Raw genomic sequence first — 24,488 nt, forward strand, 5'->3', positions numbered from 1 at the left:
TCCCCGCCGCACCCCCCAAAAGGTCCGAGGCGCCTAATGCGCCATCAGGACGGGGATCTCCGCGCCTTCCAGAACGGCCCGCGTTGCCCCGCCCAGAACCGCCTCGCGCAGGCGCGAATGGCCATAGGCGCCCATGACCATCAGGTCGCAGCCCTCGTCCCGCGCATGCCGCGCCAGCACTTCCGAGACCTTGGGCGCGGTCTTGGCCAGGACCGAGACCTGGGCCTTGATGCCGTGGCGCACGAGGTATTGGCAGAGAAGCCCGCCCGGGTCCGAGCGCTCCGGCCCGCGCTGGGGCGGATCGACCACGGTGACATCGACCAGATCGGCCAGCTTCAGCAAGGGCAGGGCGGCCTTGGCCGCCGCCAGGGCCTCGGCGGACTGGTTCCAGGCCAGAAGCACGCGCTTGGGCGCCGAAAGGCTCTCCAGCATCGCGGCATTCCCCGCGATATCGCCCGGCACGATCAGCACCGGGGAACGCCCCTCGAACAGCGCCGCCTCGACCGCCGCTTCGGCACGGTAGGTCTGGCCCTGGCCATAGGGCCGGGCCTGGACGACGACATCGACAAAGCTTGCCGCATTGCCGATCACGGCGGTCAGCCCGCCCATCTCGGCCACGGCGGTATCAAGCCCCCAGCGCAGGGCCGGGTCGATCTCGCGCAGCGCCGCCTCGGCCGCCTTGGCCGCCGCGCGGGCCTCGGTCTCGGCCTCTTCCAGCGAATAATCGGCCAGCAACGCCCCGGCGCCCAGATAGGAATAGCCGATCTGCGCCTGGTCGACGCCAAGGGCCAGCACATCCAGATGCGCGTCGCAGCCCAGGGCGAGCCGTGCCGCCGCCGTCACCGAGGCTTCGGCCGTCGCGGGATCGGTCACCACGGTCAGAATGGATTTGAATCCCATGCCAAACTCCTTTTCTCGCCCAGTTTCGGGCCGTCATGCGCAACCATCGCCTGCAGCCACAGCCCCCGCCTTGATGCGGATCATGAAGCCCCTCGCCTGCGGTTGACATGGATCAAGGCGGTTTTGCGCTGCGGCTGCGAAATCTGGTCCGTCAGAAACCCGTCCCCCCGGGGGGCACGCTGCCGCCCAGGGAATCGGGTCAAGGGACGAAGGGACAAGAAAATGTGGGATTACGCCAAATTGATCGTGCTGGCGGCGGTGGGGTTCCTCGCCGCGCTGGCCGCCAATTATGCACATGATCTTCCCTATATGGTGAACGCCATCGAAGTGATGATCGCAGCCGCGATCACCTTCATCGTGGTGTTGCGCGGTATGGGGGAGACCAAAACCAAGACCAATCCGAACGAATACAATGACGGCGTCGTGCGCGCCGGGGTCATCGCCACCGCCTTCTGGGGCGTGGTGGGCTTCCTTGTCGGGGTGGTCATCGCCTTCCAGCTCGCCTTCCCCAGCCTCAACCTGGGCGGCATCACCGAGGGCATCCTGAACTTCGGGCGCCTGCGCCCCCTGCACACCTCGGCGGTGATCTTCGCCTTTGGCGGCAACGCCCTGATCATGTCGGCCTTCTACGTGGTGCAGCGCACCTCGGCCGCGCGGCTCTGGGGCGGCAACCTCGGCTGGTTCGTCTTCTGGGGCTGGCAGCTGATGATCGTCCTGGCCGCGTCGAGCTATATCCTCGGCGGCACCCAGGGCAAGGAATATGCCGAGACCGTCTGGTATATCGACATCTGGATCGCCGTGGTCTGGGTCGGCTTCCTGGCCGCTTTCGTGGGCACGCTGGTCATGCGCCGCGAGCCGCATATCTATGTCGCCAACTGGTTCTACCTGTCGATGATCGTCACGGTGGCCATGCTGCACATCGTGAACAACCTGGCCATCCCGGCCTCGATCCTCGGCTCGCAAAGCTACCCGATCTACTCGGGCGTGCAGGATGCCATGGTGCAATGGTGGTATGGCCACAACGCCGTGGGCTTCTTCCTGACCGCCGGCTTCCTTGGCATGATGTATTACTTCGTGCCCAAGCAGGTCGAGCGGCCGGTCTTCAGCTATAAACTCTCGATCATCCACTTCTGGGCGCTGATCTTCCTCTATATCTGGGCCGGTCCGCACCACCTGCACTATACCGCGCTGCCCGAATGGGCCTCGACGCTGGGCATGGTGTTTTCGGTCATCCTCTGGATGCCCTCCTGGGGTGGCATGATCAACGGCCTGATGACGCTCTCGGGCGCCTGGGACAAGCTGCGCACCGATCCGGTCGTCCGCATGATGGTCATCGCCATCGGCTTCTATGGCATGTCGACCTTCGAAGGCCCGGTCATGTCGATCAAGGCGGTCAACAGCCTCAGCCACTACACGGACTGGACCATCGGTCACGTCCACTCGGGCGCCCTGGGTTGGAACGGGATGATCACCTTCTCGGTGCTTTACTTCCTGACGCCGCGCCTGTGGAACCGTCAGGGGCTCTACTCCCTGAAGCTGGTCTCCTGGCACTTCTGGCTCGCCACCATCGGGATCGTGCTTTACGCCGCCTCGATGTGGGTCACCGGGATCATGGAGGGCCTGATGTGGCGCGAAGTCGACGCCAACGGCTTCCTCGTGAACGCCATCGCCGACACGGTCGCCGCCAAGTTCCCGATGTATGTGGTCCGCGGCCTGGGGGGCACGCTGTTCCTCGCCGGTGCGCTGATCATGGTCTATAACCTGTGGATGACGGTGCGGGCCCAGCCTGCCAAGGCTGCCAGCCTTGCCGCCGCCATCCCGGCCGAATGAAGGAGGCCGGACATGGCAATTCTTGACAAACATGGCGCCATCGAACGCAACGCCAGCCTGCTTCTGGTGCTGTCCTTCCTGGTCGTCACCGTCGGCGGCCTGGTGGAGATCGTGCCGCTGTTCTATCTGCAGAACACGATCGAAGAGGTCGAGGGCGTGCGGCCCTATACCCCCCTGGAGCTGGCGGGTCGCCAGATCTACATCCGCGAAGGCTGCTATGTCTGCCACAGCCAGATGATCCGTCCGATGCGCGACGAGGTCGAACGCTATGGCCATTACTCGCTGGCGGCGGAGTCGAAATACGACCACCCGTTCCAGTGGGGATCGAAGCGCACCGGGCCCGACTTGGCCCGCGTGGGTGGCAAGTATTCCGACGCCTGGCATGTGGACCACCTGATGGACCCGCAAGCCGTCGTGCCGGAATCGGTGATGCCGAAATATCCCTACCTGATGACCTCGCCGATCTCGGCCGAGTACATCTCCGACCAGATGTGGGCCAACCAGGTCGTCGGCGTCCCCTATACCGAGGAGATGATGACCGCCGCCAAGGAGGACTTCGCCGCCCAGGTCAATCCTGATGGCGACACGGCCGGCCTGATGGAGCGCTATGGCAAGGTCACCGTCTCGAACTTCGACGGGCAAGCCGAGCTGACCGAGATGGATGCGCTGGTGGCCTATCTGCAAGTCATGGGGACGATGGTCGACTTCTCGACCTTCACCCCCGTTGCAAGCCGATAGGAGGCGATGATGACCTACGAAATCCTCGCCGCTTTCGCACGCAGCTGGGCCGTGGTCGGGTTGCTGGCCTTCTTCGTGGGGATGGTCCTTTGGATCTTCCGCCCCGGCAGCCGCAAGCTGCACGAAGATGCCGCCAACCTGATCTTCCGGCATGACAAGAACCCCGGGCCCTTGCCCGGCCAGTCCAAGGAGGTTTGAGCCATGGCCAAACCAATCAAGGAAGACCACAAGTCCGACAAGGTCGGCACGACGGGTCACGAATGGGACGGCATCCAGGAGCTGAACAATCCGCTGCCGCGCTGGTGGGTCTGGGTCTTTTACCTGACGATCATCTGGGGCGCGGCCTATACGGTCGCCTACCCGGCCTGGCCCCTGATCACCGGGGCGACGCCGGGGGTTCTGGGCGCCTCGGTGCGGGCCGATGTCGCGGCCGAGATCCAGAGCTTTGACGACAAGAACGGTCCGATCAAGGCCAAGCTCGTGGCCGCCGACCTGACCGCGATCGAGGGCGACGAAGAGCTCAAGTCCTATGCCATGCAGGCCGGCAAATCGGTCTTCATGAACAACTGCGCCCAGTGCCACGGCTCGGGCGCGGCGGGTGTGGCGGGCAAGGGTTACCCGAACCTCCTCGACAACGACTGGCTCTTTGGCGGCGACATGACCGCGATCCACACGACCATCACCCATGGCGTGCGCAACACGGTCGATCCCGATGCCCGCAACGTGGGTCTCGTGATGCCCGCCTGGTCTGACAAGGCCTCGGGTCCCCTGGCGGATGCGGCTTCGGCCAAGTTCACCGAGGAAGAGCTGGGCAGCGTCGTGCATTACGTGCTTAAGCTCTCGGGCCAGGAGGCGGATGCGGCCAAGGCCACGGCGGGGACGCAGCTCTTTGCCGACAACTGCGCCGCCTGCCATGGCGAAGACGGCAAGGGCAACCGCGACATGGGCGCGCCCAACCTGACCGACGCCGTCTGGCTTTACGGCGGCGACGAGGCGACGCTGACCGCCACGCTGACCCTTGGCCGCCAGGGCGTCATGCCCGCCTGGGGCTATGCCGGAGAGGGCGTGGCGCCGCGTCTGACCGAGGACCAGATCCGCTCGGTCGCCGTCTATGTCCATTCCTTGGGCGGCGGCGAGTAAATCAGCCGGTATCGGCGGGGAAGGGGGCCTTCGGGCCCCCTTTTCCTTTGGCGCTTCCCCGGGCGCTTGCGGGCTTGACCTGAATCAAATGCGGAAAAATGCGCCACTTGATGCAGGTCAAGGAAAAGCCCTGACGAATCGGCGAATGTGTCTTTGCCGGGGAGCTTCCGGCGGGCACCGATCCCCTCCTGTTCGCGCGGTTCCTGGGGGATCGGTGCCGTCTTTCCCCTCCCTGCCCGGGACACCCGGCAAACTCTTTACCACTCCCCTCATCAAGCGGTCCCTCGGGGCCGCTTGATCAATTCTGGCCCTTGGGTTTGCCGAAAGCGCGGGGGCTTGACCTAGGTCAAGGCCGCCCCCCTCGCCGCAGTGCAGAAGATCAAGGCGAACAGGATGGGTCACATGCAAGAATCCGAATCTCCCAAGCTTTATGCCGCCCGCGAACCGATCTTCCCCCGCCGCGTGAAGGGCACCTTCCGGACGCTGAAATGGTGGCTCCTGGCCGTCATGCTGGGCATCTATTACCTGACGCCCTGGATCCGCTGGGACCGGGGCCCCGCGATGCCCGACCAGGCGGTGCTTCTGGACCTCGCCAACCGCCGCTTCTTTTTCTTCATGATCGAGATCTGGCCGCACGAGTTCTATTTCGTCGCGGGCCTCTTGATCATGGCGGGGCTGGGGCTCTTCCTCTTTACCTCGGCGGCAGGCCGGGTCTGGTGCGGCTATGCCTGCCCGCAGACCGTCTGGACAGACCTTTACATCCTGGTCGAGCGCTGGGTCGAGGGCGACCGCAACGCCCGCATCCGCCTGCACCGCCAGAAATGGGACCTGGAGAAGACCTGGAAGCGCCTGTTGAAGTGGACGATCTGGCTGGCCATCGGCCTCGCCACCGGTGGCGCCTGGGTCTTTTACTTCACCGATGCGCCGACGCTTCTGGGTCAGCTTCTGACCTTTACCGCCCATCCGGTCGCCTATGGCACCATGGCGGTCCTGACCTTCACCACCTTCTTCTTCGGCGGCTTTGCCCGCGAGCAGGTCTGTATCTACGGCTGCCCCTGGCCACGCATCCAGGCCGCGATGATGGACGAGGAAACCATCACCATCGGCTACCGCTCCTGGCGCGGAGAGCCGCGTGGCAAGCAGACCGTGGCGGGCAATGGCGATTGCATCGACTGCATGGCCTGCGTGAACGTCTGCCCCATGGGCATCGACATCCGCAACGGCCAGCAGCTGGCCTGCATCACCTGCGGCCTGTGCATCGACGCCTGCGACAGCATGATGGACAAGATCGGCAAGCCGCGCGGCCTCATCGGCTACCTGGCGCTCACCGATGAACCCCTGGAACGCCAGGGCCTGAAGGACAAACCGATCTGGAAGCACATCCTGCGGCCCCGGACCATCGTTTACACGGTGCTTTGGGCGGGCATCGGGATTGCCCTGGTCGCGGCGCTCTTCCTGCGCGCCAACCTCGATGTCTCGGTCAGCCCGGTGCGCAACCCGATGTTCGTGACCCTGTCGGATGGCTCGATCCGCAACACCTATGACCTGCGGCTGCGCAACAAGCATGGCGAAGACCGCTGGTTCACCTTCACGGCCTTTGCCCCGGCCGATGTGACCCTGACGCTGGAGGGCACGGAAGAATTCCGCGTCCTGGTCAAGGCGAATGAGACCAAGGAGCAGCGGCTTTACATCACGGCCAAGGCGGATACCGTGGCAGCCAAGACCGACAACCTGCCGGTGCGGCTCTGGATCACCGATGCCGAGGGGCCGAGCCTGCCACCTGTGACGGATATTCCCAAGGCCGAACGCGTCTACAAGGACACGGTCTTCCACGGAAAGGTTGAATGACATGACGACGCTTCCTGCAAAACCCGTGCGGCCCTTTACCGGCTGGCACATGCTGGCCCTGGCCCTGGGCTTCTTCGGGGTCATCATCGCGGTCAATGTCGTCATGGCCTGGCAGGCGATCGCGACCTTTCCCGGGCTCGAGGTCAAGTCGAGCTATGCCGAAAGCCAGAACTTCGACAAGGTCCGCGCCGCCCAGGTGGCGCTGGGCTGGAAGGTCTCTCCGGGCTACGACAGGGCCAAGGATCAGCTCCGGCTGAGCTTCCTGGACCGTGCTGGAGAGCCGGTGGTTCTGAAGGACATCTCCGTCCTGGTGGGCCGTCCGACCGAGACGAAGGAAGACCGCAATCCGGTGATGCGGATGGCCGAGGATGGCGCCTATGTGGCGGATGAAAAGCTGCCTCTGGGCAAGTGGATGATCCAGATCAAGGCCCATGCCCAGGATGGCACGCTTTATCAGGCGCGCAGCTATTTCTATGTAAGGGACTGAGATCATGACCATGGTCGAGGAACACGCCAGTTTCGCCGCTTGTCCGGCCTGCGTCGTCGTCTCTCCGGCCGACCGGGTGGCCGCGATCCGGTCGCAGGCTGCGCGGATGATGCTGTCCCTGCCGGGGGCCGAGGGCGCGGCCTGCATCGCGGCGGTCGAGGCCGCCTTGCGGGCGACGCCGGGCGTGCGCTCGGCCCGGGTGAACCTCAGCCAGAAGCGCGTCTCGGTCGAGGCCGATCCCCATGTCATCGCCGCCGACCTGATCCCGGTCCTGGCCGCCGCGGGCTACGAGGCGCATGAGCTGGACGCGGGCATGCTCTCGATGACCGAGACCGACCGGCAGGGGCGCGAATTGCTCATGCGGATCGGGGTGGCCTTCTTCAGCATGATGAACATCATGCTTCTTTCGGTCGCCGTCTGGTCGGGGGCCGAGGCCGCGACGCGCGACCTCTTCCACTTCCTCTCGGGCGCCATCGCCCTGCCGACCGTCCTCTTCTGCGGCCAGCCGTTTTTCCGGTCGGCTTGGGGTAGCCTCAGGCAAGGCAAGCTCGGGATGGATGTCCCGATCTCCCTGGCGCTGATCCTGGCCTCATCGATCTCGGTCTATGAGACCCTGCATTCCGGCGAAAAGGCCTATTTCGACGCTGCCGTGATGCTGTGTTTCTTCCTGCTGATCGGCCGCTTCCTCGACCACCGTTCCCGCGCCTTGGCGCGGTCGGCCGCCGAGGAACTGGCCGCGCTGGAGGTCCCCCGTGCCATCGTCCTCGACGGCGGGAAGGAAGTCGTCCTGCCCATCGCCCAGGTCGCCGTGGATGACCTGGTCCTGGTGCGCCCGGGTGGCCGGATGCCGGTGGATGGCGTCGTGATCCATGGCACCTCGGAAATCGACCGTGGCCTTCTAACCGGGGAAAGCCTGCCCGTCTTCGCAGGCCCCGGCACAATGGTCAGCGCCGGAGAGGTCAACCTGACCGGCCCCCTGACGCTGCGCGTGACGGCTGCCGGGCGGGACTCGTCGCTGCACCGCATGGCTGACCTGGTCGCCGTCGCCGAAAGCGCCAAGAACCGCTATACGACCCTGGCCGACCGGGCCTCGGCGCTTTACTCGCCCATGGTCCACCTTCTGTCCTTCTCGGCCTTCGGCTATTGGATGTGGCAGACCGGGGGGGATATCCGTTTCGCCGTCAATATCTCGGCCGCCGTGCTGATCATCACCTGCCCCTGCGCCCTGGGCCTGGCCGTGCCTGCCGTGGTGACGGCGGCTTCGGGCAAGCTCTTCCGCAAGGGCGTGCTGATCAAGAACGGCACCGCCTTGGAGCGTCTGGCCGAGGTCGATTGCGTGGTCTTCGACAAGACCGGCACCCTGACCATGGGCGCGCCGGAGCCGCTGGGTCTGGATGCCCTGCCCGAAGAGGCCCGCGCCGTCGCAGGCGCCCTCGCCCGTGCCTCCTCCCATCCCCTGGCCCAGGCCCTGGCCTCGCGCCTGCCGACCACCGAGGTGACCGAGCTGCGCGAGGTTCCGGGTTATGGCGTCGAGGGCCTGTGGAACGGCCAGCCCGTCCGCCTGGGCCGCGCCGAATGGATCGGTGCCACGCCCCTGGCCCTGACGGCGACTTACCTCCTTATGGCGGGCCAGACCCATGCCATCGGCTTCACCGACCAGATCCGCCCCGGCGCCGAGGCCGCGATTGCGGGGCTGCGGGCGCAGGGGATCGCCGTCAAGCTGGTCTCGGGCGATACGAAGGCCGCCGTGGGCGCCTTTGCCGACCGGGTGGGCATCACCGATTGGGTCGCGGGCGCCCTGCCTGCGGAGAAGGCGGCGCTGGTGCAAGAGATCACCGCCCAGGGCCACAAGGTGCTGATGGTGGGCGATGGGCTGAACGATACGGGCGCCTTGGCTGCGGCCCATGTCTCGATCTCTCCGGCCCAGGCCTTGGACGCGGCGCGGGTGGCCTCGGATATCGTGCTTCTGGGCCGTGACCTCTCGGCCATCGCCGATGCCGTCCATATTGCCCGGCAGGCCAGCCGCCGGATGGTGGAGAACTTCGGCATCTCGGGCGCCTATAACGTCATCGCCGTGCCCCTGGCCTTGGTTGGGGCTGCGACGCCCCTGGCCGCCGCGCTGGCCATGTCCTTGTCTTCGATCACTGTCTCCCTCAACGCCCTAAGGTTGCGCCAATGGAAATCCTGACGATCCTCATTCCGGTCTCGCTGCTCTTGGGGGCGGCTGGGCTTGGCGCCTTTGTCTGGGCCATGCGGACGCATCAGTTCGACGACCTGCAAGGCGACGCCAACCGCATCTTGCTCAAGGATTTCGACGAGAAGCCCGCCCAGGACGACTAGGCGATGGTGACCGAGGCCGGCGAGAGCCCCTCGATCGTCACGACGCAGCTCTGCCCGCGTTGCAATGCGCCGACGCCTGCGGGCGTGCCGGTATAGATCAGGTCTCCGGGCGCCAGGGTCACGAGGCTGGAGAGATAGGTCACGATCTCGGGCACCGACCAGATCATCATGGACAGCATCGAGCTCTGGCGCTCCACCCCGTCCACGGTCAGGCGGATCAGGCCATCGCCCAGGGGGCCGGGGCGGATCGCCCCCATGACGGCCGAGTTGTCAAAGGCCTTGGACATGTCCCAGGGCCGCCTTTGCGCCTTGGCCTCGGCCTGAAGATCGCGGCGGGTCAGGTCGTTTCCGGCGGCAAAGCCGAAGATATGGGCTTCGGGATCGGCGATATCGGCGCCGCCCTTGCCAATCGCGATGACCAGCTCGGCTTCGTGATGCAGGTCATGGGTGCCGGGAGGATAGGGGATCACCGCGCCCGACTGGACCACGGCATCCGCAGGCTTGGTGAAGAAGAAGGGCAGATCGCGGCTGTCGCCCCCCATCTCGGCCACATGGTCGGCATAGTTCCGCCCGACGCAGAAAATGCGGCGGACGGGGAACAGCCCGCCGCCTTCGACGGGCACGCCCACCGGCGGGGCAGGGGGGAGAACCCAGCTCATTCGCCTATCGTGAAGCACTGGACGGCGCGGGCCTGCAGCTTGCGGCAGGCAAGGTCGGCGGCATCGCGGTTCAGCCCCAGGACCACGGCGTCATAGCCATTCGACCGCGACACGACCTTCGACGTGCCCCCATCCAGCGCCGCGCTCTCCAAGAGCCTCACCTGGATCAGCGCCTTTTCGGCCACCATGGAATTCGGATAGCGCCCGATGTTGATGCCCCATCCAGCCCCGCCCGAGGTCGCAACCCGCGTCACAACCTCTGGCTTGGCGGGCACCAGGGCCAGTTCGGCATCCTGATCGGTAAAGACCGGCGCATTGCGCGCCTTGGTTTCGGCGGCGGCGTCCAGCGTCTGCGGCTCTTCGGCGGCAGAGGCCGTCACGGTCAGCTCGCCCTGGGCGGTGGCCATGGCCACGGCATCCTCGATGCCTGTCAGGTCCAGGGTCTCGGAGCCCGGCTTCTTCTTCGGCCGCGGAGATGTCGCGACCGCGACCTGGGTGGCCGCCTCAGCGCCCTCTTCCTCGGCCACCACGGTATCGTCGGGCGTGGGCGGCTCCTGGTCGGCGGTCTCTGGCTTGACCACGGCGGCCCCCGGCTTGGCCTTGGAGAAGCCCAGGTCCAAAAGCTCGGCCACCTTGCGGTTGCGCGCATCGGTCGAGGTCTCGCCGAAGACGGTCACGATCAGCCGCACCCCGCGCCGCTCGGCGCTTGCGGTCAGGTTGAAGCCCGCCTCGCGGGTATAGCCGGTCTTGATCCCGTCGGCGCCGTCATAGGCATCCAGGAACTTGCGGTTGGTGTTGGCGACCTTGGCCACGCCCGCATCCGTCGTCCGGCGCGAGAAGATGTTGTAATACTGCGGGAAATCGTAAAACAGCCGCCGCCCCAGCACGGACATGTCGCGCGCGCTTGAGACATGGCCCTTGGCGGGCAGGCCGTTGGCGTTCTTGAAGACCGAGTGCTTCATCCCCAGGGCCTTGGCCGTCTGGGTCATGCGCTTGCCGAATTTCTCGGGGCTGCCCGAGAAGTAATCGCCAATCGCCGCCGCCGCGTCATTGGCCGATTTCACCGCCGCCGCCCGGATCAGGTAGCGCAGCGCGATCTTCTGCCCCGCCTTCAGCCCCAGCCGCGAGGGGTCCTGGTTGGCCGCGTTCTTGGACACGGTGATCATCGTGTCGAGGCTCACCCGCCCTGCCTCGATCTCCTGGAAGGCGATGTAAAGCGTCATCATCTTGGTCAAGGAGGCCGGGGGCAGCGCCTTGTCGGCATTCTTGGCAAAGAGCGTCTCACCCGTGCGGGCGTCCATCACATGGGCCGCAAAGGTCGCGGCCTGTGCCTGTGCCAGAACCAGGGCGCCGAGCAAGAGCCCCAGAATCCAAGCGTGAAAAGGCTTCAGGAACCTGCCCGTCAAAAGATGTGCCAATCTCTGCCTCGTCTCGGACGCGCCCCCTTTGCGAGGGTCACTGTTCATTATTTGAAGACAGAGTAACACGGGCGCTTGAAGAGGAAAACCCAAAGATTTCCAAGGGTTCACGGGGGTTCTTGAACCGTGGCACTTTTGCCTGACCCGCAGATATGGTGGTTAAATATTTCCTGCCGTCTACCTATTGTGGGTAAGGGTGGCATTAACCACATCCGGCAATTCCGCCAGCCGCTGGATCACGCGAAAGCGCGGCGCATCGGTCGGCGGGTCGGCGCGCTCGTAGGACCAGGTCAGCTCATGGGGGATGTGAACGCCCCAGGCCCCGGCTTGCAGGGCGGGAATGACGTCGGATTTCAGGCTGTTGCCCACCATCATCGCATGATCCGCCCCGGCACCGTGACGCGCAAAGGCGCGGGCATAGGTTTCGGGCGTCTTGTCGCTGACGATCTCGACCCCATGGAAGAGGTCGCCCAGGCCCGACTGCGCCAGCTTGCGCTCCTGGTCCAGAAGGTCGCCCTTGGTGATGACGATGACGCGGTGATCCTGGGCCAAGGCCCGGACGACCTCTTCGACATCGGGCAGAAGGTGGATCGGATGGCGCAGCATCTCGCGCCCCTCGGCCAGGATCTCGGCGATGACCGAGGCCTTGACCTGGCCTTCCGTCGCCTCGATCGCCGTCTCGATCATCGAGAGCATGAAGCCCTTCACCCCGAAGCCGTAATGCCCCAGGTTGCGCTTTTCCGCCTCGTGCAGGCGCTCGGTCAGCCCCGGATCGCCGCCCAGAAGCGCGATGAACCGCGCCTCGGTCAGGCGGAAGAAGGTCTCGTTCTGCCACAGCGTGTCGTCGGCATCGAAGCCTATGCAGGAAATCATCGCCTGTTCCTTTACCAGCCCGTGTCGCGAGGCCTTTTAACGGTTCGAAAATGCTTTATATTGCACAAAACCCCAAAGCGAAAACCGGAGCCCGGCCTTGACCGCATTTCCTGACATGATGTCCGATGGGCCGAAGGGGCCGGGTCAGGATACCTCGCTTCTGACCAAGCCGAAAGCCAAGACCGAGCGGCCGCCGCTTTACAAGGTCATGCTCTTGAACGACGACTACACGCCGATGGAATTCGTGGTCCATGTGCTGGAGCGGTTCTTTGGCCTGAACCATGCCCAGGCGTTTGAGATCATGCTGACGGTCCACAAGAAGGGCCTCGCGGTGGTTGGGGTGTTTTCGTTTGAGGTCGCCGAGACCAAGGTCGCCCAGGTGATGGATTTCGCCCGCCGTCACCAGCACCCGCTGCAATGCACGATGGAAAAAGAATAGGTGCGAAGCGCCCGTCTTGACCTGGCCCGGGAAGAGGGTCTTTTCGCGCCTGGCTCTTGCATCGTCATGCGTCCGCGGGTTGGCGACGACCTGTCCTCCTTTGGCCAAGCCGCTGTTCTGACGGGCTTTCGCCCTGATCACGACCATTTTGCCGCCCAGGGCTTCCAGACCGAGGCCATGGCGGTCGATGCCGTCCTGGTCTGCCTTCCCCGGGCCAAGGACCTCGCCCTTGCCATGGTGGCCCAGGCGGTGACCCTGGCCCCCCTGGTCGCCATCGACGGACAAAAGACCGACGGTTTCGACGGCATCGCGCGCGAGCTCCGCGCGGCCGGGTTCCAGCTGTCGGATACCTTGTCCAAGGCCCATGGCAAGCTTGCCACCTTCGCCTCCCGCCCCGCGCCTTCGGAGTGGCAGGCCCAGCCCCGCGACATCGGCGGCTTCTTCACCCAGGCCGGGGTCTTTTCGGCCGACGGCCCGGACGAGGGCTCTCGTCTTCTGGCCGAGGTCCTGCCCAAGGACCTCCCCGCCAAGGTCGGCGACCTCGGAGCGGGCTGGGGATATCTCTCCCGGGCGATTCTCTCCCGCCCCGGGGTCAAGTCGCTGGACCTGGTCGAGGCCGAGGCCCTGGCGCTCGATTGCGCAAGACTGAACATCGACGACCCCCGCGCCGCCTTCCACTGGGCCGATGCGACGAGTTTCCGCGCGCCGCGCCTTTGGGGCGCTGTGGTGATGAACCCGCCCTTCCATGTCGGCCGCGCCCCGGACCTCGCCCTGGGTCAGGCCTTCATCCGCGCCGCCCACCGGGGCCTCGCCCCCGATGGCACGCTTTACATGGTGGCCAACCGCCACCTGGCCTATGAGCCCCTGCTGACCGCCCTCTTCCACAAGGTCGAAGAGATCGGCGGGTCAGGTGGCTTCCGCGTCTCGAAAGCCGCCTTCCCGAATAAGCGTCACTCCGGGTAGCGCGCCTTGCAGGCCGCCAGCGCGGGCGCCATGGCGGCGGCCATCTGGTCCCGGCGTTCGACCATCGAATCAAGCTTGGCCTGCTCGGCCCGCAGGTCCAGCGACACCGGGCGGCGGACCTCTTGCGCCACGTCGTCGAAGCACATCTGCGGCTTGGGCGTCGGGTTGGCCTCGGTCGGGCGCGGGGTGCAATCGACCCATTCGGGCATCATCTCGACCCGGGTCTCATAGCCATAGCCCCGCGCGATATTGCCCCGCGTCTCGGCGATCAGCCGGTCCAGGGTCGCCAGGTCGCTCGAGACCCCGCGGATGCATTGCTCTTGCGGCGTGCCACAGGCGGCCAGCGCCAAAAGGATCAGGAACCGTTTCATCGTCACCTCCAATGCCCCCTGATAGGCCGATGCGCCTTGATATGCCATGTCAGCCCACGTTGAGCCGACTTCACCTTCCTGCTAGCACTGGGCGAAAGGGAGAACGTCATGGCCGATTTCGACGACAACAAGGCGCGTGCGAGCGCCTGGTTCAAGAGCCTCCGCGACCAGATCGTCGCGGCCTTCGAAGAGCTGGAGGGGCCCGATGGCGCCCGCTTCGAGGTCTCGCCGACCCAGCGCCCCGATGGCGGTGGTGGCATCATGAGCGTGATGCGCGGGGGCCGCGTCTTCGAGAAGGTCGGCGTCAACTGGTCCGAGGTCCATGGCAACCTCGCCCCCCGCGCCCAGTCGGCGATGGCGGCGCGTGGCGTGCCGGGGATGGCGGAGGACCCGCGCTTCTGGGCCAGCGGGATTTCGCTGGTGGCGCATATGCAGAACCCCCATGCGCCTGCGGTGCACATGAACACGCGGATGTTCTGGACCCCGGGTGCCTGGTGGTTCGGCGGTGGCAGCGACCTGAACCCCTGCATCGAATATGCCGAGGATACCGCCGCCTTCCATGGCGTCCTGCAGGCCGCCTGTGACACGCATGGAGCGGATGTTTATCCCATGTTGAAAGCCTGGGCCGATGAGTATTTCTTCATCCCGCATCGCAAGCGGGCGCGGGGCGTCGGCGGGATCTTCTATGACGACCTGAACACCGGCGACTGGGAGCGCGATTTCGCCTTCACCCAGGACGTGGGCCGCGCCTTCCTGCCCGCTTTCCTGCCGATCACGCGCGCCCGGATGGACACGCCCTTTACGGAAGGAGACCGCGAGACCCAGGCCATCCACCGCGGGCTCTATGCCGAGTATAACCTCGTCTATGACCGCGGCACCAAGTTCGGGCTGGAGACCGGGCATGACGCCAATGCCGTGCTGATGAGCCTGCCGCCGATGGCGAAATGGCACTGAACAGCTTTCTTCTGGCCGTCCAGTTCCTGACCCGCCTGCCCGTCTCGCCCGCCTATTCCGAGGCGGCGATGGCGGCCTCGCCGCGTTGGTATCCGGCAGCGGGGGTCTTGGTTGGTGCGGTTGGCGCCCTGGTCTGGGGGCTTGCGCCCTGGCCGCCCCTGGTCTCGGCCCTGGTGACGCTGGCGGTGATGGTGGCCGTGACGGGGGGGCTGCACGAGGACGGGCTGGCCGACACTTTCGACGGGCTGGGCGGTGTGCGTCCGAAAGAGCGCGCGATGGAGATCATGCGCGACAGCCGGATCGGGACTTATGGGGTCCTGGCGCTGGTGGTCTCGCTGGGGGTCAGGGGGGCGGGCTTTGCCGAGCTTCAGGCCTTGCCCTTCGTGCTGGTGGCGGGGGCTGCGGCCTCGCGCGGGGCCATGGTCTGGGCCATGGCCACAAGCCGCTATGCCCGCGCGACCGGGGCGGGCAGCGCGGTGGCGGGGGGGATCGACGCGGCGACGGTGAGGGTAGCAGCGGTGACGGTGGCGCTGGCCCTTGTGCCCCTGCTTTTCGTTCTGCCGCTGGGCCAGGTGGCCCTTGGCCTGCTGGGCCTTGGCCTGGGCGCCTGGGCCATTCGCGCCTGGTATCAAAGGCGCCTGGGGGGCTATACCGGGGACTGCCTCGGCGCCGTGCAGCAATGCGCCGAGATCGGTTTCATCCTCGGCCTATTGGCCTAGGCGCAAGAGCGCTCCGACGCCCACGAGGATCAGCGCCATGCCGATCCCCTGGCGCAAGGTGGTCTTCTGCCCCATCCGCATCGCCAGGCCCTGCGCAAAGATCACCTCGACCAGGGCCAGCGTCCGCACATTGGCCGCCGAGGTCAGCGAGAACCCCAGGAACCAGAACTGCGAGGCAAAGGCGCCGAGGAAGCCCGCCGTCAGGGACTGCCTCCAGACGGTGAAGGAGGCCACCAAGGCGCGGCGATCGAAGATCCCCAGCCAGATCAGCAGCATCCCCGTTTGCATCGCCAAGGAGATCACCAGGACCGAGGAGGCGCGGATCAGGTAGCCGCCCTCCAGCCCCAGGATCGCGCCGCGAAAGGCCACGGCCGAGAGGCCAAAGAGCCCGGCGGCCACCAGCCCCGTCCCCGCCGCCCCCATGTCGCCGAGCCGTGTTCCGGGCTTGACCGTCATCACCAGCACCCCCGCCACCGCGACCGCGATGGAGAGCATCGCGACCGAGGAGGGCACCTCGGCGAGGAGAGCCGCCGAGACCAAGGCGACCAGCACCGGCTCGGTCTTGAGCCAGGCGGTGGTGACGGCGAAATTCGCCCGCTTCATCGTGACCAGCATCAGCGCCGTGGCGCCGATCTGCGCCGCCGCGCCCAGGGCCGTGAACCAAAGCGTCGAGGCCCCGGCTCGAGGCCGGGGCAGCGGCTCTCCTGTGGCGAGGGCGACGCCCAGAAGGAACAAGCAGGCAAAGGGCAGGCCAAACAGGAACCGCACCTGGGTTGCGCCAAGGGTCCCGATGGCCCGGGTCAGCCCCTGTTGCGCCGCGTTCCGCCCGGTCTGGGCGGCTGCGGCCACCAGGGTCACAAGCGCCCAGATCACCCCCCGATCATCCTCTAATCGCTTCCATCAGCTGGGTGACATGGTCCGGATTCGCCTCGGGCGTGATGCCATGGCCGAGGTTGAAGATATGCGCCCCGCCCTTGAAGGCCTGGACGATCCGCTTGGCCTCGGACACCAGGCGCGGGCCGCCTTCGACCATCAGCTTGGGGTCGAGGTTGCCCTGCACGCAGCCGTCCTTCTGCACATGGGCGGCCGCCCAATCGGCGCTGACCGAATTGTCCAAGGCCACGCAATCGGCCCCCGTGGCCTTGGCGAAGCCCTCATAGCGGGCGCCCGCCTCACGCGGGAAGGCGATGATCGGCAGACCCGGGTGACGGGCCTTGAGCTCGGCGATGATCTTGCGGGCAGGCGCCACGGCGAAATCGTCGAAATCGGCGCCCTGGAGCGTGCCGGCCCAGCTGTCGAACAGCTTGACGACCTCGGCCCCGGCCATGACCTGGGCCGAAAGATACTCCACCGTCGCCTCGGTGATCAGGTCGATCAAGGCGGCAAAGGTCGCCCGGTCTTCGGATTTCAGGCGATGCGCGGGGCCCTGGTCCGGCGTGCCACGACCCGCCACGACATAAGAGGCCACGGTCCAGGGCGCGCCCGCAAAGCCGATCAGGGTGGTCTCTTTCGGCAGCTCGCGCTTGAGGATCTTCACCGTCTCATAGATCGGCGCCAGGGTCTCATGCACATCCGAGGCCGCGCGCAGGCTGCGCAGTCCCTCGGGCGTGGTGACGGGCGTCAGGCGCGGCCCCTCTCCGGTCTCGAACCACAGGGGCACGCCAAGCGCCTGGGGCAGAAGCAGGATATCGGCGAAAAGGATCGCGGCGTCGAAGCCATAGCGGCGGATCGGTTGAAGCGTGACCTCGGCGGCCAGCTCGGGATTGTAGCAGAGCTTCAGGAAATCGCCCGCCTGGGCCCGGGTGGCACGATACTCCGGCAGGTAGCGCCCGGCCTGTCGCATCAGCCAGACGGGCGGCACCGCCTGGGTTTCACCGCGCAGCGCCTTCAGGATGGTCTTGTCGCTCATGCTCTTGCCCTTCTGGCCCCAGATTGCCCTTGGGCCCCAAGGCGGCCCGCTTGACACATGCCTTGCTGCATGGCGCGAAAGTGTCAAGTGCGGCGATTGCCTCAGGCGTCATCCGGCGTTAACAATGCCGCATGACCCAAAGCTCGCCCACCCCCGCAGAACCCCTGAAGATCGGCACCCGAGGCTCTCCCCTGGCTCTGGCCCAGGCGCATGAGACCCGTGGCAGGCTCGGCGCCGCCTTTGGACTGCCTGAAAGCGCGTTCCAGATCGTGGTGATCAAGGTCACCGGCGATGCGATCCAGGACCGGGCCTTGAAGGACATCGGCGGCAAGGGGCTCTTCACCCGCGAGATCGAGGAGGCGCTTCTGGAAGGCTCCATCGACATCGCGGTCCATTCAATGAAGGACATGCCGGTCGATCAGCCGGAAGGCCTGGTGCTGGACTGCTACCTCCCGCGCGAGGATGTGCGCGACGCCTTCGTCTCGCTCTCGGCCAAGGGCCTGACCGACCTGGCCCCGGGTTCGGTGCTGGGGTCCTCGAGCCTACGGAGGCGCGCCCAGGTGGCCTTGCGCCGCCCCGACCTGCAGCTGGTCGAGTTCCGGGGCAATGTGCAGACCCGGATGAAGAAGTTGGGCGAGGGCGTCGCCCATGCGACCTTCCTGGCCATGGCGGGGCTGAACCGCCTTGGCATGGCCGATGTGCCGCGCACGGCGGTCGAGCCCGAAGAGATGTTGCCTGCCGTGGCCCAGGGCGCCATCGGCATCGAGCGCCGGGCGTCGGATGACCGCGTGGCCGCGATGCTCTCCGCGATCCACCACCGCGACACCGGTCTTCGTCTTGCGGCGGAACGGTCCTTCCTGAAGACCCTGGACGGCTCCTGCCAGACCCCCATCGCGGGGCTGGCGCTCTTGGACGGCGGCCTCTGGCTGCGCGGCGAGATCCTGCGGCCCGATGGCTCTGCCGCAATCGCCGGAGAGCGGCGCGGGGCGGTGACCGATGGCGCCGCAATGGGCGCCGACCTCGCGCGGGAGCTTCTGGCCAAGGCCGGTCCCGGCTTCTTCGGTTGACTGGGGGCGCTGCCCCCAAACCCCCGGGATATTTGAGCCAGTGTGAAAGGGCATGCCCCCTCTTTCATACTGGCCCAAATATCCCCGCCGGAGGCTCCGACCTCCTCACCCGCGCTGCGGCCTCAGGATCAGCGCGCCCATCAGGCTGAGCCCGGCGCCCAGGATCGCCGCGAGGGCATAGCCTTGCAGCGCGGTGCCCAAGCCGAAGCAGGTGGCGGCCATGGCGTCGCCTGTGACCTTCATCAGGGCCATCAGGGCGGCGGCTGTGCCCGGCCGGGCCGACAGCGCGTCTTGCAGGACCGAGATCGGCAGGGTCAGGGTCAAGGCGCCTCCCATGGCGGCGGGCAGGACCAAAAGCCAGAGCCAGGGCGTGCCGGCAAGGAAGGGTATGCCCACCAGGTGGATGGCATAAAGACCCGTGCCGATCAGGATCAGCCTTTCGCGGGGCAGGCGCAGGACCAGGGGCAGGGCCAGCATGAAGGGCACCTCCAGCCCCGCCACCAGGGCGCCATAAAGCGGGGCCGAGGCGCCCTGGCCCGCCTGGGTCAGGGTCAGGCCGAGGACGGCCCAATAGACCGCTCCGGGTGCCGTCACGGCGCCAAGGGCCAGGATCGTGCGGAGGAGGCCCGGATCGGCCAGCTCCCGCAGCGCCGCCCGCAGCGACAGGCCCGAGGGGCGGTCGCTGGCTGAGGCGGCAGGCCAGGCGCGCCAGGTGATCGCCGCCATGACCAGCGCCAGGCCCAGGGTGACCGGATAGATCGCCAGCGGCCCCACGCCTTGGGCCGAGGCCCAGGACCAGAGCGGCAGGACCAGGAGGAAGGGCGCGGCGAAGAGCGCCCTGATCGTCGACTGGATGGCGTCGCGCTGGGGATGCGCCTCTGCCGCCAGGCGGCTTTGCGCGAAGAGCTGGCCGAACAGCGTGTTGGCCGGGAACAAAAGCCCCTGGGCCAGGAGGAAGGCGGGCAGCGATGGCGCCAGCACCATCACCCCGGCCCCTGCCATCATCAGCCCGCAGGCCCCCAGCGCAATCCCGCGCCGGTTGGCCGTCTGGTCCGCTCTTATCCCCGCCGCCAGGGCTGCCGTCACCGAGACGACCGAGGCCAGGACCATGAGCCCCGCATAGCCGCTGTCTCCAAGGCCGAAGGTCGTGACGGCCAGCACCGGCACATAGGGCCCGAAGGCGCAGGCCAAGGCACCTTGCAGCACCATCAGCACCGCCACCATCCGCAGGACGGGGTCGCGCCAGATCAGGGCAAAGCTATCCATGCGCGGCCCGGGGCGGCATGAGCCAGGCCCTGCGATCCACCAGCCACAGAGCCGCCACGCCCACCAGGCTGACGCAAACCCCTGTCAGTGCCGCCGCCTCGAAGCCGCCAAGCGCCGTGCCCTGGGCAAAGACCAGCGCCGTGATCACGTCCGAGGCGAGCTTCTGCACCGCCAGCATGGCCGCCGCTGTCCCCGGCCTCCCGGTCATCAGGTCCTGGTAATAGGGGATCGGCGTCGTGATGATGATCGCCCCCCCAACCCCCGCGAAAAAGGTCCCGACCCAAAGCCAATGCGTATCGGCCCAGAGCGGCAGCGCCGCCAGGTGGACGGCGTAAAGCGTCACGCCGATTGCCGCCAGCCCCAGGCGTGAGAGATTGCGCGCGAGGTGCGGCAGGATCAGCATGGCCGGAACCTCCCACCCCGCCACGAGGCCCACGTAAAGCGCCACGTCCGAGGCATCGCGCAGGGGCGAGGCATCGAAGACCAGGCTGACCAGCACCATGTAAAGGTTGCCGGCCGAAGAGATCATCCCCAGCAGCACGACCCGCAGGAAGATCGGCGGCTTCACGATCTCGACCAGGGCCTGGTGCAGGCGCAGGCCCGAGCGCTGGTCGGTCATTCCGCCATCCTGCGGCCAACGCGCCCAGATCATCAGGCTCAGGCCCAGGCTCGCGATCCCCGCCGTGACATAGACCGCCATTTCTGACAGGCCGAAGCCAAAGGCAAAGGTCCAGAAGATCAGCATGCCGAGGAAGGCGAAGGACAGGTTCGACCGCAGCGTCCCCATGACGGCGTCGCGGTCCTGATCCTGCGGCGCGGCAAGGCGGGCCAGAGCGATGAACTGGCCGTAAAGGCTGGAGGCCACGGGCAAAAGCACGCCGTTGAAAGCCAGAAGCGACCACTTTCCCGGAAAGACCAGCATGACGCCGATCCCCAGGGTCGAGCAAAGCGCCGCCGTCAAGGCGATCTTCCGTCGCTTGCCGTATTGGTCGCCGAGGACCCCGATCAACACCGAGGAGACCACCGCCACCGCCGAGGCCAGGGTCAGGAGCCAGGAGAACTCGGTCCGGGTCAGGCCGATGCGCTCAATCGCGATGACCGACTGGTAGGGGTAAAGCGAGGCATTATGCGCGCCAAAGAGCAGAAGCGCATAAGAGATGAACCGCAGCGTCGGGTGACGCAGCACATAGCGGATGGAGGTCATGGGATCGGCAAACCGGGAGCTTCGTGAGGCGGAAAACGTTTTCCTTGGCGACAGGGTAAAGTCGGGCCGGGCCAAAGTCCAGACCGCGTCCGACATGATCTGTCGGGAAAAGCACAACGATCCGTGAAGAGGCTGCTAAATTGCGCAAAAAAGGGGGCGGGAATGGACGTCGATTACATCATCGTGGGCTCGGGGTCTTCGGGTTCGGTCCTGGCCAATCGGTTGTCCGAAAAGCACCGGGTCACCGTGCTGGAGGCGGGGGGGAGCGATCTTCTTCCTTACGTCCAGCTCCCTTTGGGTTATGGGAAGCTCTTCTACGACCCCGCCGTGAACTGGATGTATGCGACCGAAGCTGATCCTGGCCTGGCGGGCAACCGCGACCACTGGCCGAGGGGCAAGGTCCTGGGCGGGTCCTCTTCCATCAACGCCATGGTCTATATCCGCGGCCACCGGGCGGATTACGACGAATGGGGGCAGGCGGCGCCGGGCTGGGGCTGGGAGGAGATGCTGCAAGCCTATCGCGCCATGGAGGACAACGAGGCGGGTGCGGATGCCTATAGGGGCAAGGGTGGGCCGCTGTTCATCAGCCGGAACCGCAAGGGGCTCCATTGGCTGGTCGAGGACTATATCGCCGCCTGTGGCGAGGCGGGCCTGCCCTATAACCCCGACTTCAACGGCGCCGAACAAGAGGGCGCGGGCACCTACCAGATGACGATCAAGGGCGGTCGCCGGAACTCGGCCGCGCGGGCCTTTCTGCGGCCTGCCATGGGGCGCAAGACGCTGCAGGTTCTGACGAAAGCCCATGTCACGCGCGTGCTCTTCGAAGGCAGGCGCGCGGTGGGGGTCGAATATGTCCAGGGGGGCGAGACGAAGACGCTGAAGGCGCGCGAGGTGATCCTCTCGGGCGGAGCGATCAACTCGCCGCAGCTGTTGCAGCTGTCGGGCATCGGGCCGGGGGAGGTTCTCTCCAAGGCCGGCGTGCCGGTCCTGGTCGATAACCCCCATGTGGGCCGCAACCTGAACGACCACCAGGGCATCAACTACACCTGGGAGATGAAGGTCGCGACCTATAACGGCATCCTGCGGCCCTGGTGGGGCAAGGCCTTCGTGGGCCTGCAATACCTGCTGACGCGGGGCGGGCCGCTCGCCAAGTCGATCAACCACGGCGGCGGCTTCTTCCGCACCTCGGCGGATGAACCCCGGCCCAATATGCAGCTCTATTTCCAGGCGTTTTCGACCCTGATCCCCCGGAACGGAGAGCGCCCCTTGCTGACGCCCGACCCCTTCCAGGGCCTCTCGATCGGCCTGTCGAACTGCCGCCCGACCTCGCGCGGGCATATCCATATCCGCAGTGCGGACCCCTTCGCCCATCCCGAGATCGTGGCCAATGCCTTCTCCACCGAGAAGGACGTGGCCGAGATGCTGCTGGCCGTCCGCTACCTGCGCACCATCGCGGCGCAGCCCTCCTTCGCGCGCTGGATCAAGCAGGAGCTGCGGCCGGGCCCTTCCGTGACGAGCGATGCCGACATGATCCAGGACTTCCGGGAGCGTTCGGGGACGGTCTATCACCCCTCCTGCACGGCGCGGATGGCGCCCGAGGGCGAGGGCGTCCTGGACCATCACCTCCGCGTGCGCGGGGTCGAGGGGTTGAGGGTCTGCGACGCCTCGGCCTTCCCCAACCTGATCGCGGGCAATACCAATGCCCCCGCCATGGCGCTTGGCTGGCGGGGGGCTGAGCTTATCCTGAAACGCTGAGCGTCCCGGTCACCGGCAGGAAGACCGCCGCATTGGGGGCCAGCGAGAGCTTGGCCCCTTGCAGAACCCCGCCCAAGGAGGGGCCCACGGGCGAGGCCACGCCCTCGACGCCCAGGCTGCGGCCTTCGGGCGAGAGGTTGAAGACGCAAAGCAGATCGCCCCGGGTGAAGGCCAGGATCGGCTCCGGCGTGTCCAGGAAGGTGGTCTTGCCATCCTTCAGGGCCGAAGCCTTCCGGAAGGCCAGCATCGCCCGGTAATGCTCCAGCACCGAGCCCTGAGCGCCGTCCTGCGCCGCCACGTTCCGCGCCAGTTGCGGCGCCTTGACCGGCAGCCAGGGCGTGGCCGTCGAGAAGCCGCCATTGGCGCTGTCATCCCAGACCATGGGCGTCCTGGTGTTGTCGCGGCCAATCGGCTCGGGCCAGAAGTTGATCCCCTGCGGGTCGGTCAGTTCCTCGAAATCCAGCTGCGTGTCTGTCTGGCCGATCTCTTCGCCCTGCCAGAGGCAGATCGAGCCTTCGAAGGACAGCAAAAGCGCCCCCGCCTGCTTGGCAATCGCGTCCTGTGACACCCCATGCTTGGCCCAACGCGAGGCATGGCGCACCACGTCGTGGTTGGAGAAGGCCCACATCGGCCAGCCCTCCGGCGCGCCCTTGAAGAAGTCGCTGATGCGCGTGCGGAAGAACTCCGCCGAATAGTCATAGCCCATCATTTCAAAGCTGTAGCACTGATGCAGCCGCCCCGGCGCCGTATACTGGCCCATCATGGCGATGGCATGGTGGCTTTCGCCCATCTCGCCCACCGAGGCCCGGTCGGGGTAGTCGTCCAGGATCCGCCGGATCCGCTCCATCCACAAAAGGTTTTCGGGCTGGTTCTTGGAGAACAGGTGATACTGCATGCCGTAGGGATTGCCCTCGGGCTCCTTCTTGACCCGGTAATCCGCCGCATCGTCGCGCAGAAGCGCGTCCTTGTAGAAGTAATTCACCGTGTCGAAGCGGAAGCCATCCACGCCGCGATCCAGCCAGAAGCGCAGCACGCCCTCCATGTAATCGACCACCTCCGGGTTGCGGAAGTTCAGCTCGGGCTGCTCGGGCAGGAAGGAGTGCATGTAATACTGCTTCCTGCGCGCATCCCATTGCCAGGCAGGTCCTCCGAAGACCGACAGCCAGTTGTTCGGCGGCGTGCCATCGGGGCGGGGGTCCTGCCAGATGAACCAATCCGCCTTGGGGTTGGTGCGATCCTTGCGGCTTTCCGCAAAGAAGGGATGCTGGTCCGAACAATGGTTCAGCACCTGGTCGATGATGACCTTCAGCCCCAGCGCGTGGGCCCGCGCCACCAGGGCGTCGAAATCCTCCAAAGTGCCGAAGACCGGATCGACATCCTTGTAGTCGCTGACGTCATAGCCCATGTCCTTCATCGGGCTCTTGAAGATCGGGCTCAGCCAGACGCAGTCGCAGCCCAGGGCGGCGATATGGTCCAGCCGGCGCGTGATCCCCTTCAGGTCGCCCACCCCGTCGCCATTATCGTCCTGAAAGCTCCGGGGATAGACCTGATAGGTCACCGAGCCACGCCACCACTCTGCCATCACCGCTCCTGTCCGCCGCCGGATTC

At 66.3% G+C, this 24,488-nt stretch carries 24 protein-coding genes; 14 read left to right on the forward strand and 10 right to left on the reverse strand.

The window, feature by feature from the left end:
- Positions 1-33 precede the first annotated feature (33 nt).
- A complete protein-coding gene (locus GV832_RS06590) occupies positions 34-900 on the reverse strand; it encodes a universal stress protein (protein ID WP_168774051.1) in 867 nt (288 codons plus the stop codon).
- A 222-nt stretch (positions 901-1,122) separates the two neighbouring features.
- Between GV832_RS06590 and ccoN the strand changes: the two genes are divergently transcribed.
- The 8 genes from ccoN to ccoS all read left to right on the forward strand — a co-directional run bounded on the left by ccoN (position 1,123) and on the right by ccoS (position 9,283).
- Positions 1,123-2,730: a cytochrome-c oxidase, cbb3-type subunit I gene (ccoN, locus tag GV832_RS06595; protein WP_168774052.1), complete on the forward strand. Its 1,608-nt coding sequence runs from the start codon at positions 1,123-1,125 to the stop codon at positions 2,728-2,730.
- Positions 2,731-2,742: 12 nt separating this feature from the next.
- Entirely contained in the window at positions 2,743-3,468 is a 726-nt protein-coding gene (gene ccoO / locus GV832_RS06600) for a cytochrome-c oxidase, cbb3-type subunit II (protein ID WP_168774053.1), read from the forward strand.
- Positions 3,469-3,474: 6 nt separating this feature from the next.
- Positions 3,475-3,666: a cbb3-type cytochrome c oxidase subunit 3 gene (locus GV832_RS06605; RefSeq protein WP_168774054.1), complete on the forward strand. Its 192-nt coding sequence runs from the start codon at positions 3,475-3,477 to the stop codon at positions 3,664-3,666.
- Positions 3,667-3,669: 3 nt separating this feature from the next.
- Positions 3,670-4,608 carry a cytochrome-c oxidase, cbb3-type subunit III gene (gene ccoP / locus GV832_RS06610; RefSeq protein ID WP_168774055.1) on the forward strand — a complete coding sequence of 313 codons (939 nt, stop codon included), beginning with the start codon at positions 3,670-3,672 and terminating at the stop codon, positions 4,606-4,608.
- Positions 4,609-5,010: 402 nt separating this feature from the next.
- A complete protein-coding gene (gene ccoG, locus GV832_RS06615; RefSeq protein ID WP_435531744.1) occupies positions 5,011-6,456 on the forward strand; it encodes a cytochrome c oxidase accessory protein CcoG in 1,446 nt (481 codons plus the stop codon).
- Between the two features lies 1 nt (position 6,457).
- Positions 6,458-6,943, forward strand: coding sequence for a FixH family protein (locus GV832_RS06620; protein WP_168774057.1), 486 nt, complete (start codon positions 6,458-6,460; stop codon positions 6,941-6,943).
- Between the two features lie 4 nt (positions 6,944-6,947).
- A complete protein-coding gene (locus GV832_RS06625) occupies positions 6,948-9,131 on the forward strand; it encodes a heavy metal translocating P-type ATPase (RefSeq protein WP_168774058.1) in 2,184 nt (727 codons plus the stop codon).
- A complete protein-coding gene (gene ccoS / locus GV832_RS06630; RefSeq protein WP_168774059.1) occupies positions 9,119-9,283 on the forward strand; it encodes a cbb3-type cytochrome oxidase assembly protein CcoS in 165 nt (54 codons plus the stop codon). Before GV832_RS06625 ends, ccoS begins: the two co-directional genes overlap by 13 nt.
- Here the strand turns inward: ccoS and GV832_RS06635 are convergent.
- The 3 genes from GV832_RS06635 to GV832_RS06645 all read right to left on the reverse strand — a co-directional run bounded on the left by GV832_RS06635 (position 9,280) and on the right by GV832_RS06645 (position 12,233).
- Positions 9,280-9,942 (reverse strand): fumarylacetoacetate hydrolase family protein, encoded by a 663-nt coding sequence (locus GV832_RS06635; protein ID WP_168774060.1) that lies wholly within the window; start codon positions 9,940-9,942, stop codon positions 9,280-9,282. The two genes, ccoS and GV832_RS06635, sit on opposite strands and share 4 nt — an antisense overlap.
- Positions 9,939-11,408: a D-alanyl-D-alanine carboxypeptidase family protein gene (locus tag GV832_RS06640; RefSeq protein WP_168774061.1), complete on the reverse strand. Its 1,470-nt coding sequence runs from the start codon at positions 11,406-11,408 to the stop codon at positions 9,939-9,941. The genes GV832_RS06635 and GV832_RS06640 overlap by 4 nt, the downstream gene beginning before the upstream one ends.
- A gap of 129 nt (positions 11,409-11,537) precedes the next feature.
- Positions 11,538-12,233, reverse strand: a complete 696-nt coding sequence (locus GV832_RS06645; protein WP_168774062.1) for an HAD family hydrolase — start codon at positions 12,231-12,233, stop codon at positions 11,538-11,540.
- Positions 12,234-12,351: 118 nt separating this feature from the next.
- Here GV832_RS06645 and clpS point away from each other — a divergent pair, with 118 nt between their 5' ends.
- Together clpS and GV832_RS06655 are read left to right on the forward strand one after the other, a co-directional pair.
- On the forward strand, positions 12,352-12,672 hold the full coding sequence (gene clpS, locus GV832_RS06650; RefSeq protein ID WP_168774219.1) for an ATP-dependent Clp protease adapter ClpS: 321 nt from the start codon (positions 12,352-12,354) through the stop codon (positions 12,670-12,672).
- Positions 12,673-13,635: a class I SAM-dependent methyltransferase gene (locus GV832_RS06655; protein ID WP_168774063.1), complete on the forward strand. Its 963-nt coding sequence runs from the start codon at positions 12,673-12,675 to the stop codon at positions 13,633-13,635.
- On the opposite strand, the gene GV832_RS06660 is transcribed toward GV832_RS06655, so the two are convergent.
- Positions 13,623-14,006, reverse strand: coding sequence for a hypothetical protein (locus tag GV832_RS06660; protein ID WP_168774064.1), 384 nt, complete (start codon positions 14,004-14,006; stop codon positions 13,623-13,625). The two genes, GV832_RS06655 and GV832_RS06660, sit on opposite strands and share 13 nt — an antisense overlap.
- Positions 14,007-14,114: 108 nt before the next feature.
- Between GV832_RS06660 and hemF the strand changes: the two genes are divergently transcribed.
- Positions 14,115-14,960, forward strand: coding sequence for an oxygen-dependent coproporphyrinogen oxidase (gene hemF, locus GV832_RS06665; RefSeq protein WP_168774065.1), 846 nt, complete (start codon positions 14,115-14,117; stop codon positions 14,958-14,960).
- A complete protein-coding gene (gene cobS, locus GV832_RS06670; RefSeq protein WP_168774066.1) occupies positions 14,951-15,679 on the forward strand; it encodes an adenosylcobinamide-GDP ribazoletransferase in 729 nt (242 codons plus the stop codon). Before hemF ends, cobS begins: the two co-directional genes overlap by 10 nt.
- On the opposite strand, the gene GV832_RS06675 is transcribed toward cobS, so the two are convergent.
- Together GV832_RS06675 and hemE are read right to left on the reverse strand one after the other, a co-directional pair.
- Positions 15,668-16,552: an EamA family transporter gene (locus GV832_RS06675; protein ID WP_168774067.1), complete on the reverse strand. Its 885-nt coding sequence runs from the start codon at positions 16,550-16,552 to the stop codon at positions 15,668-15,670. The genes cobS and GV832_RS06675 overlap by 12 nt on opposite strands.
- Positions 16,553-16,559: 7 nt before the next feature.
- A complete protein-coding gene (gene hemE / locus GV832_RS06680; RefSeq protein ID WP_168774068.1) occupies positions 16,560-17,588 on the reverse strand; it encodes a uroporphyrinogen decarboxylase in 1,029 nt (342 codons plus the stop codon).
- Between the two features lie 131 nt (positions 17,589-17,719).
- Here hemE and hemC point away from each other — a divergent pair, with 131 nt between their 5' ends.
- Positions 17,720-18,655: a hydroxymethylbilane synthase gene (gene hemC, locus GV832_RS06685; protein WP_168774069.1), complete on the forward strand. Its 936-nt coding sequence runs from the start codon at positions 17,720-17,722 to the stop codon at positions 18,653-18,655.
- A 105-nt stretch (positions 18,656-18,760) separates the two neighbouring features.
- Here the strand turns inward: hemC and GV832_RS06690 are convergent, their stop codons facing one another.
- Entirely contained in the window at positions 18,761-19,921 is a 1,161-nt protein-coding gene (locus GV832_RS06690; protein ID WP_168774070.1) for an MFS transporter, read from the reverse strand.
- Positions 19,914-21,125 (reverse strand): MFS transporter, encoded by a 1,212-nt coding sequence (locus tag GV832_RS06695; protein WP_168774071.1) that lies wholly within the window; start codon positions 21,123-21,125, stop codon positions 19,914-19,916. The genes GV832_RS06690 and GV832_RS06695 overlap by 8 nt, the downstream gene beginning before the upstream one ends.
- Before the next feature lie 162 nt (positions 21,126-21,287).
- On the opposite strand from GV832_RS06695, the gene GV832_RS06700 reads away from it, so the two are divergent.
- Entirely contained in the window at positions 21,288-22,880 is a 1,593-nt protein-coding gene (locus GV832_RS06700; RefSeq protein WP_168774072.1) for a GMC family oxidoreductase, read from the forward strand.
- On the opposite strand, the gene GV832_RS06705 is transcribed toward GV832_RS06700, so the two are convergent.
- On the reverse strand, positions 22,864-24,462 hold the full coding sequence (locus tag GV832_RS06705) for an alpha-amylase family glycosyl hydrolase (protein ID WP_168774073.1): 1,599 nt from the start codon (positions 24,460-24,462) through the stop codon (positions 22,864-22,866). The two genes, GV832_RS06700 and GV832_RS06705, sit on opposite strands and share 17 nt — an antisense overlap.
- Positions 24,463-24,488 lie beyond the last annotated feature (26 nt).

Origin of the sequence: Stagnihabitans tardus, from assembly GCF_009925085.1 — a bacterium.
In the GTDB taxonomy this organism is placed as follows: Bacteria; Pseudomonadota; Alphaproteobacteria; order Rhodobacterales; family Rhodobacteraceae; genus Stagnihabitans; species Stagnihabitans tardus.

What these genes read in the sequence shown, in the direction of transcription:
- ccoO (WP_168774053.1), top strand. Translation starts at nt 2,743, where the DNA reads ATGGCAATTCTTGACAAACATGGCGCCATCGAACGCAACGCCAGCCTG.
- GV832_RS06660 (WP_168774064.1), bottom strand. Translation starts at nt 14,006, where the DNA reads ATGAAACGGTTCCTGATCCTTTTGGCGCTGGCCGCCTGTGGCACGCCG.
- hemC (WP_168774069.1), top strand. Translation starts at nt 17,720, where the DNA reads ATGACCCAAAGCTCGCCCACCCCCGCAGAACCCCTGAAGATCGGCACC.
- hemE (WP_168774068.1), bottom strand. Translation starts at nt 17,588, where the DNA reads ATGAGCGACAAGACCATCCTGAAGGCGCTGCGCGGTGAAACCCAGGCG.
- GV832_RS06690 (WP_168774070.1), bottom strand. Translation starts at nt 19,921, where the DNA reads ATGGATAGCTTTGCCCTGATCTGGCGCGACCCCGTCCTGCGGATGGTG.
- GV832_RS06590 (WP_168774051.1), bottom strand. Translation starts at nt 900, where the DNA reads ATGGGATTCAAATCCATTCTGACCGTGGTGACCGATCCCGCGACGGCC.
- ccoN (WP_168774052.1), top strand. Translation starts at nt 1,123, where the DNA reads ATGTGGGATTACGCCAAATTGATCGTGCTGGCGGCGGTGGGGTTCCTC.
- GV832_RS06625 (WP_168774058.1), top strand. Translation starts at nt 6,948, where the DNA reads ATGACCATGGTCGAGGAACACGCCAGTTTCGCCGCTTGTCCGGCCTGC.
- GV832_RS06695 (WP_168774071.1), bottom strand. Translation starts at nt 21,125, where the DNA reads ATGACCTCCATCCGCTATGTGCTGCGTCACCCGACGCTGCGGTTCATC.
- GV832_RS06645 (WP_168774062.1), bottom strand. Translation starts at nt 12,233, where the DNA reads ATGATTTCCTGCATAGGCTTCGATGCCGACGACACGCTGTGGCAGAAC.
- GV832_RS06605 (WP_168774054.1), top strand. Translation starts at nt 3,475, where the DNA reads ATGATGACCTACGAAATCCTCGCCGCTTTCGCACGCAGCTGGGCCGTG.
- GV832_RS06705 (WP_168774073.1), bottom strand. Translation starts at nt 24,462, where the DNA reads ATGGCAGAGTGGTGGCGTGGCTCGGTGACCTATCAGGTCTATCCCCGG.
- GV832_RS06640 (WP_168774061.1), bottom strand. Translation starts at nt 11,408, where the DNA reads ATGAACAGTGACCCTCGCAAAGGGGGCGCGTCCGAGACGAGGCAGAGA.
- hemF (WP_168774065.1), top strand. Translation starts at nt 14,115, where the DNA reads ATGGCCGATTTCGACGACAACAAGGCGCGTGCGAGCGCCTGGTTCAAG.
- clpS (WP_168774219.1), top strand. Translation starts at nt 12,352, where the DNA reads ATGTCCGATGGGCCGAAGGGGCCGGGTCAGGATACCTCGCTTCTGACC.
- cobS (WP_168774066.1), top strand. Translation starts at nt 14,951, where the DNA reads ATGGCACTGAACAGCTTTCTTCTGGCCGTCCAGTTCCTGACCCGCCTG.
- GV832_RS06620 (WP_168774057.1), top strand. Translation starts at nt 6,458, where the DNA reads ATGACGACGCTTCCTGCAAAACCCGTGCGGCCCTTTACCGGCTGGCAC.
- ccoG (WP_435531744.1), top strand. Translation starts at nt 5,011, where the DNA reads ATGCAAGAATCCGAATCTCCCAAGCTTTATGCCGCCCGCGAACCGATC.
- ccoP (WP_168774055.1), top strand. Translation starts at nt 3,670, where the DNA reads ATGGCCAAACCAATCAAGGAAGACCACAAGTCCGACAAGGTCGGCACG.
- GV832_RS06635 (WP_168774060.1), bottom strand. Translation starts at nt 9,942, where the DNA reads ATGAGCTGGGTTCTCCCCCCTGCCCCGCCGGTGGGCGTGCCCGTCGAA.
- GV832_RS06700 (WP_168774072.1), top strand. Translation starts at nt 21,288, where the DNA reads ATGGACGTCGATTACATCATCGTGGGCTCGGGGTCTTCGGGTTCGGTC.
- ccoS (WP_168774059.1), top strand. Translation starts at nt 9,119, where the DNA reads ATGGAAATCCTGACGATCCTCATTCCGGTCTCGCTGCTCTTGGGGGCG.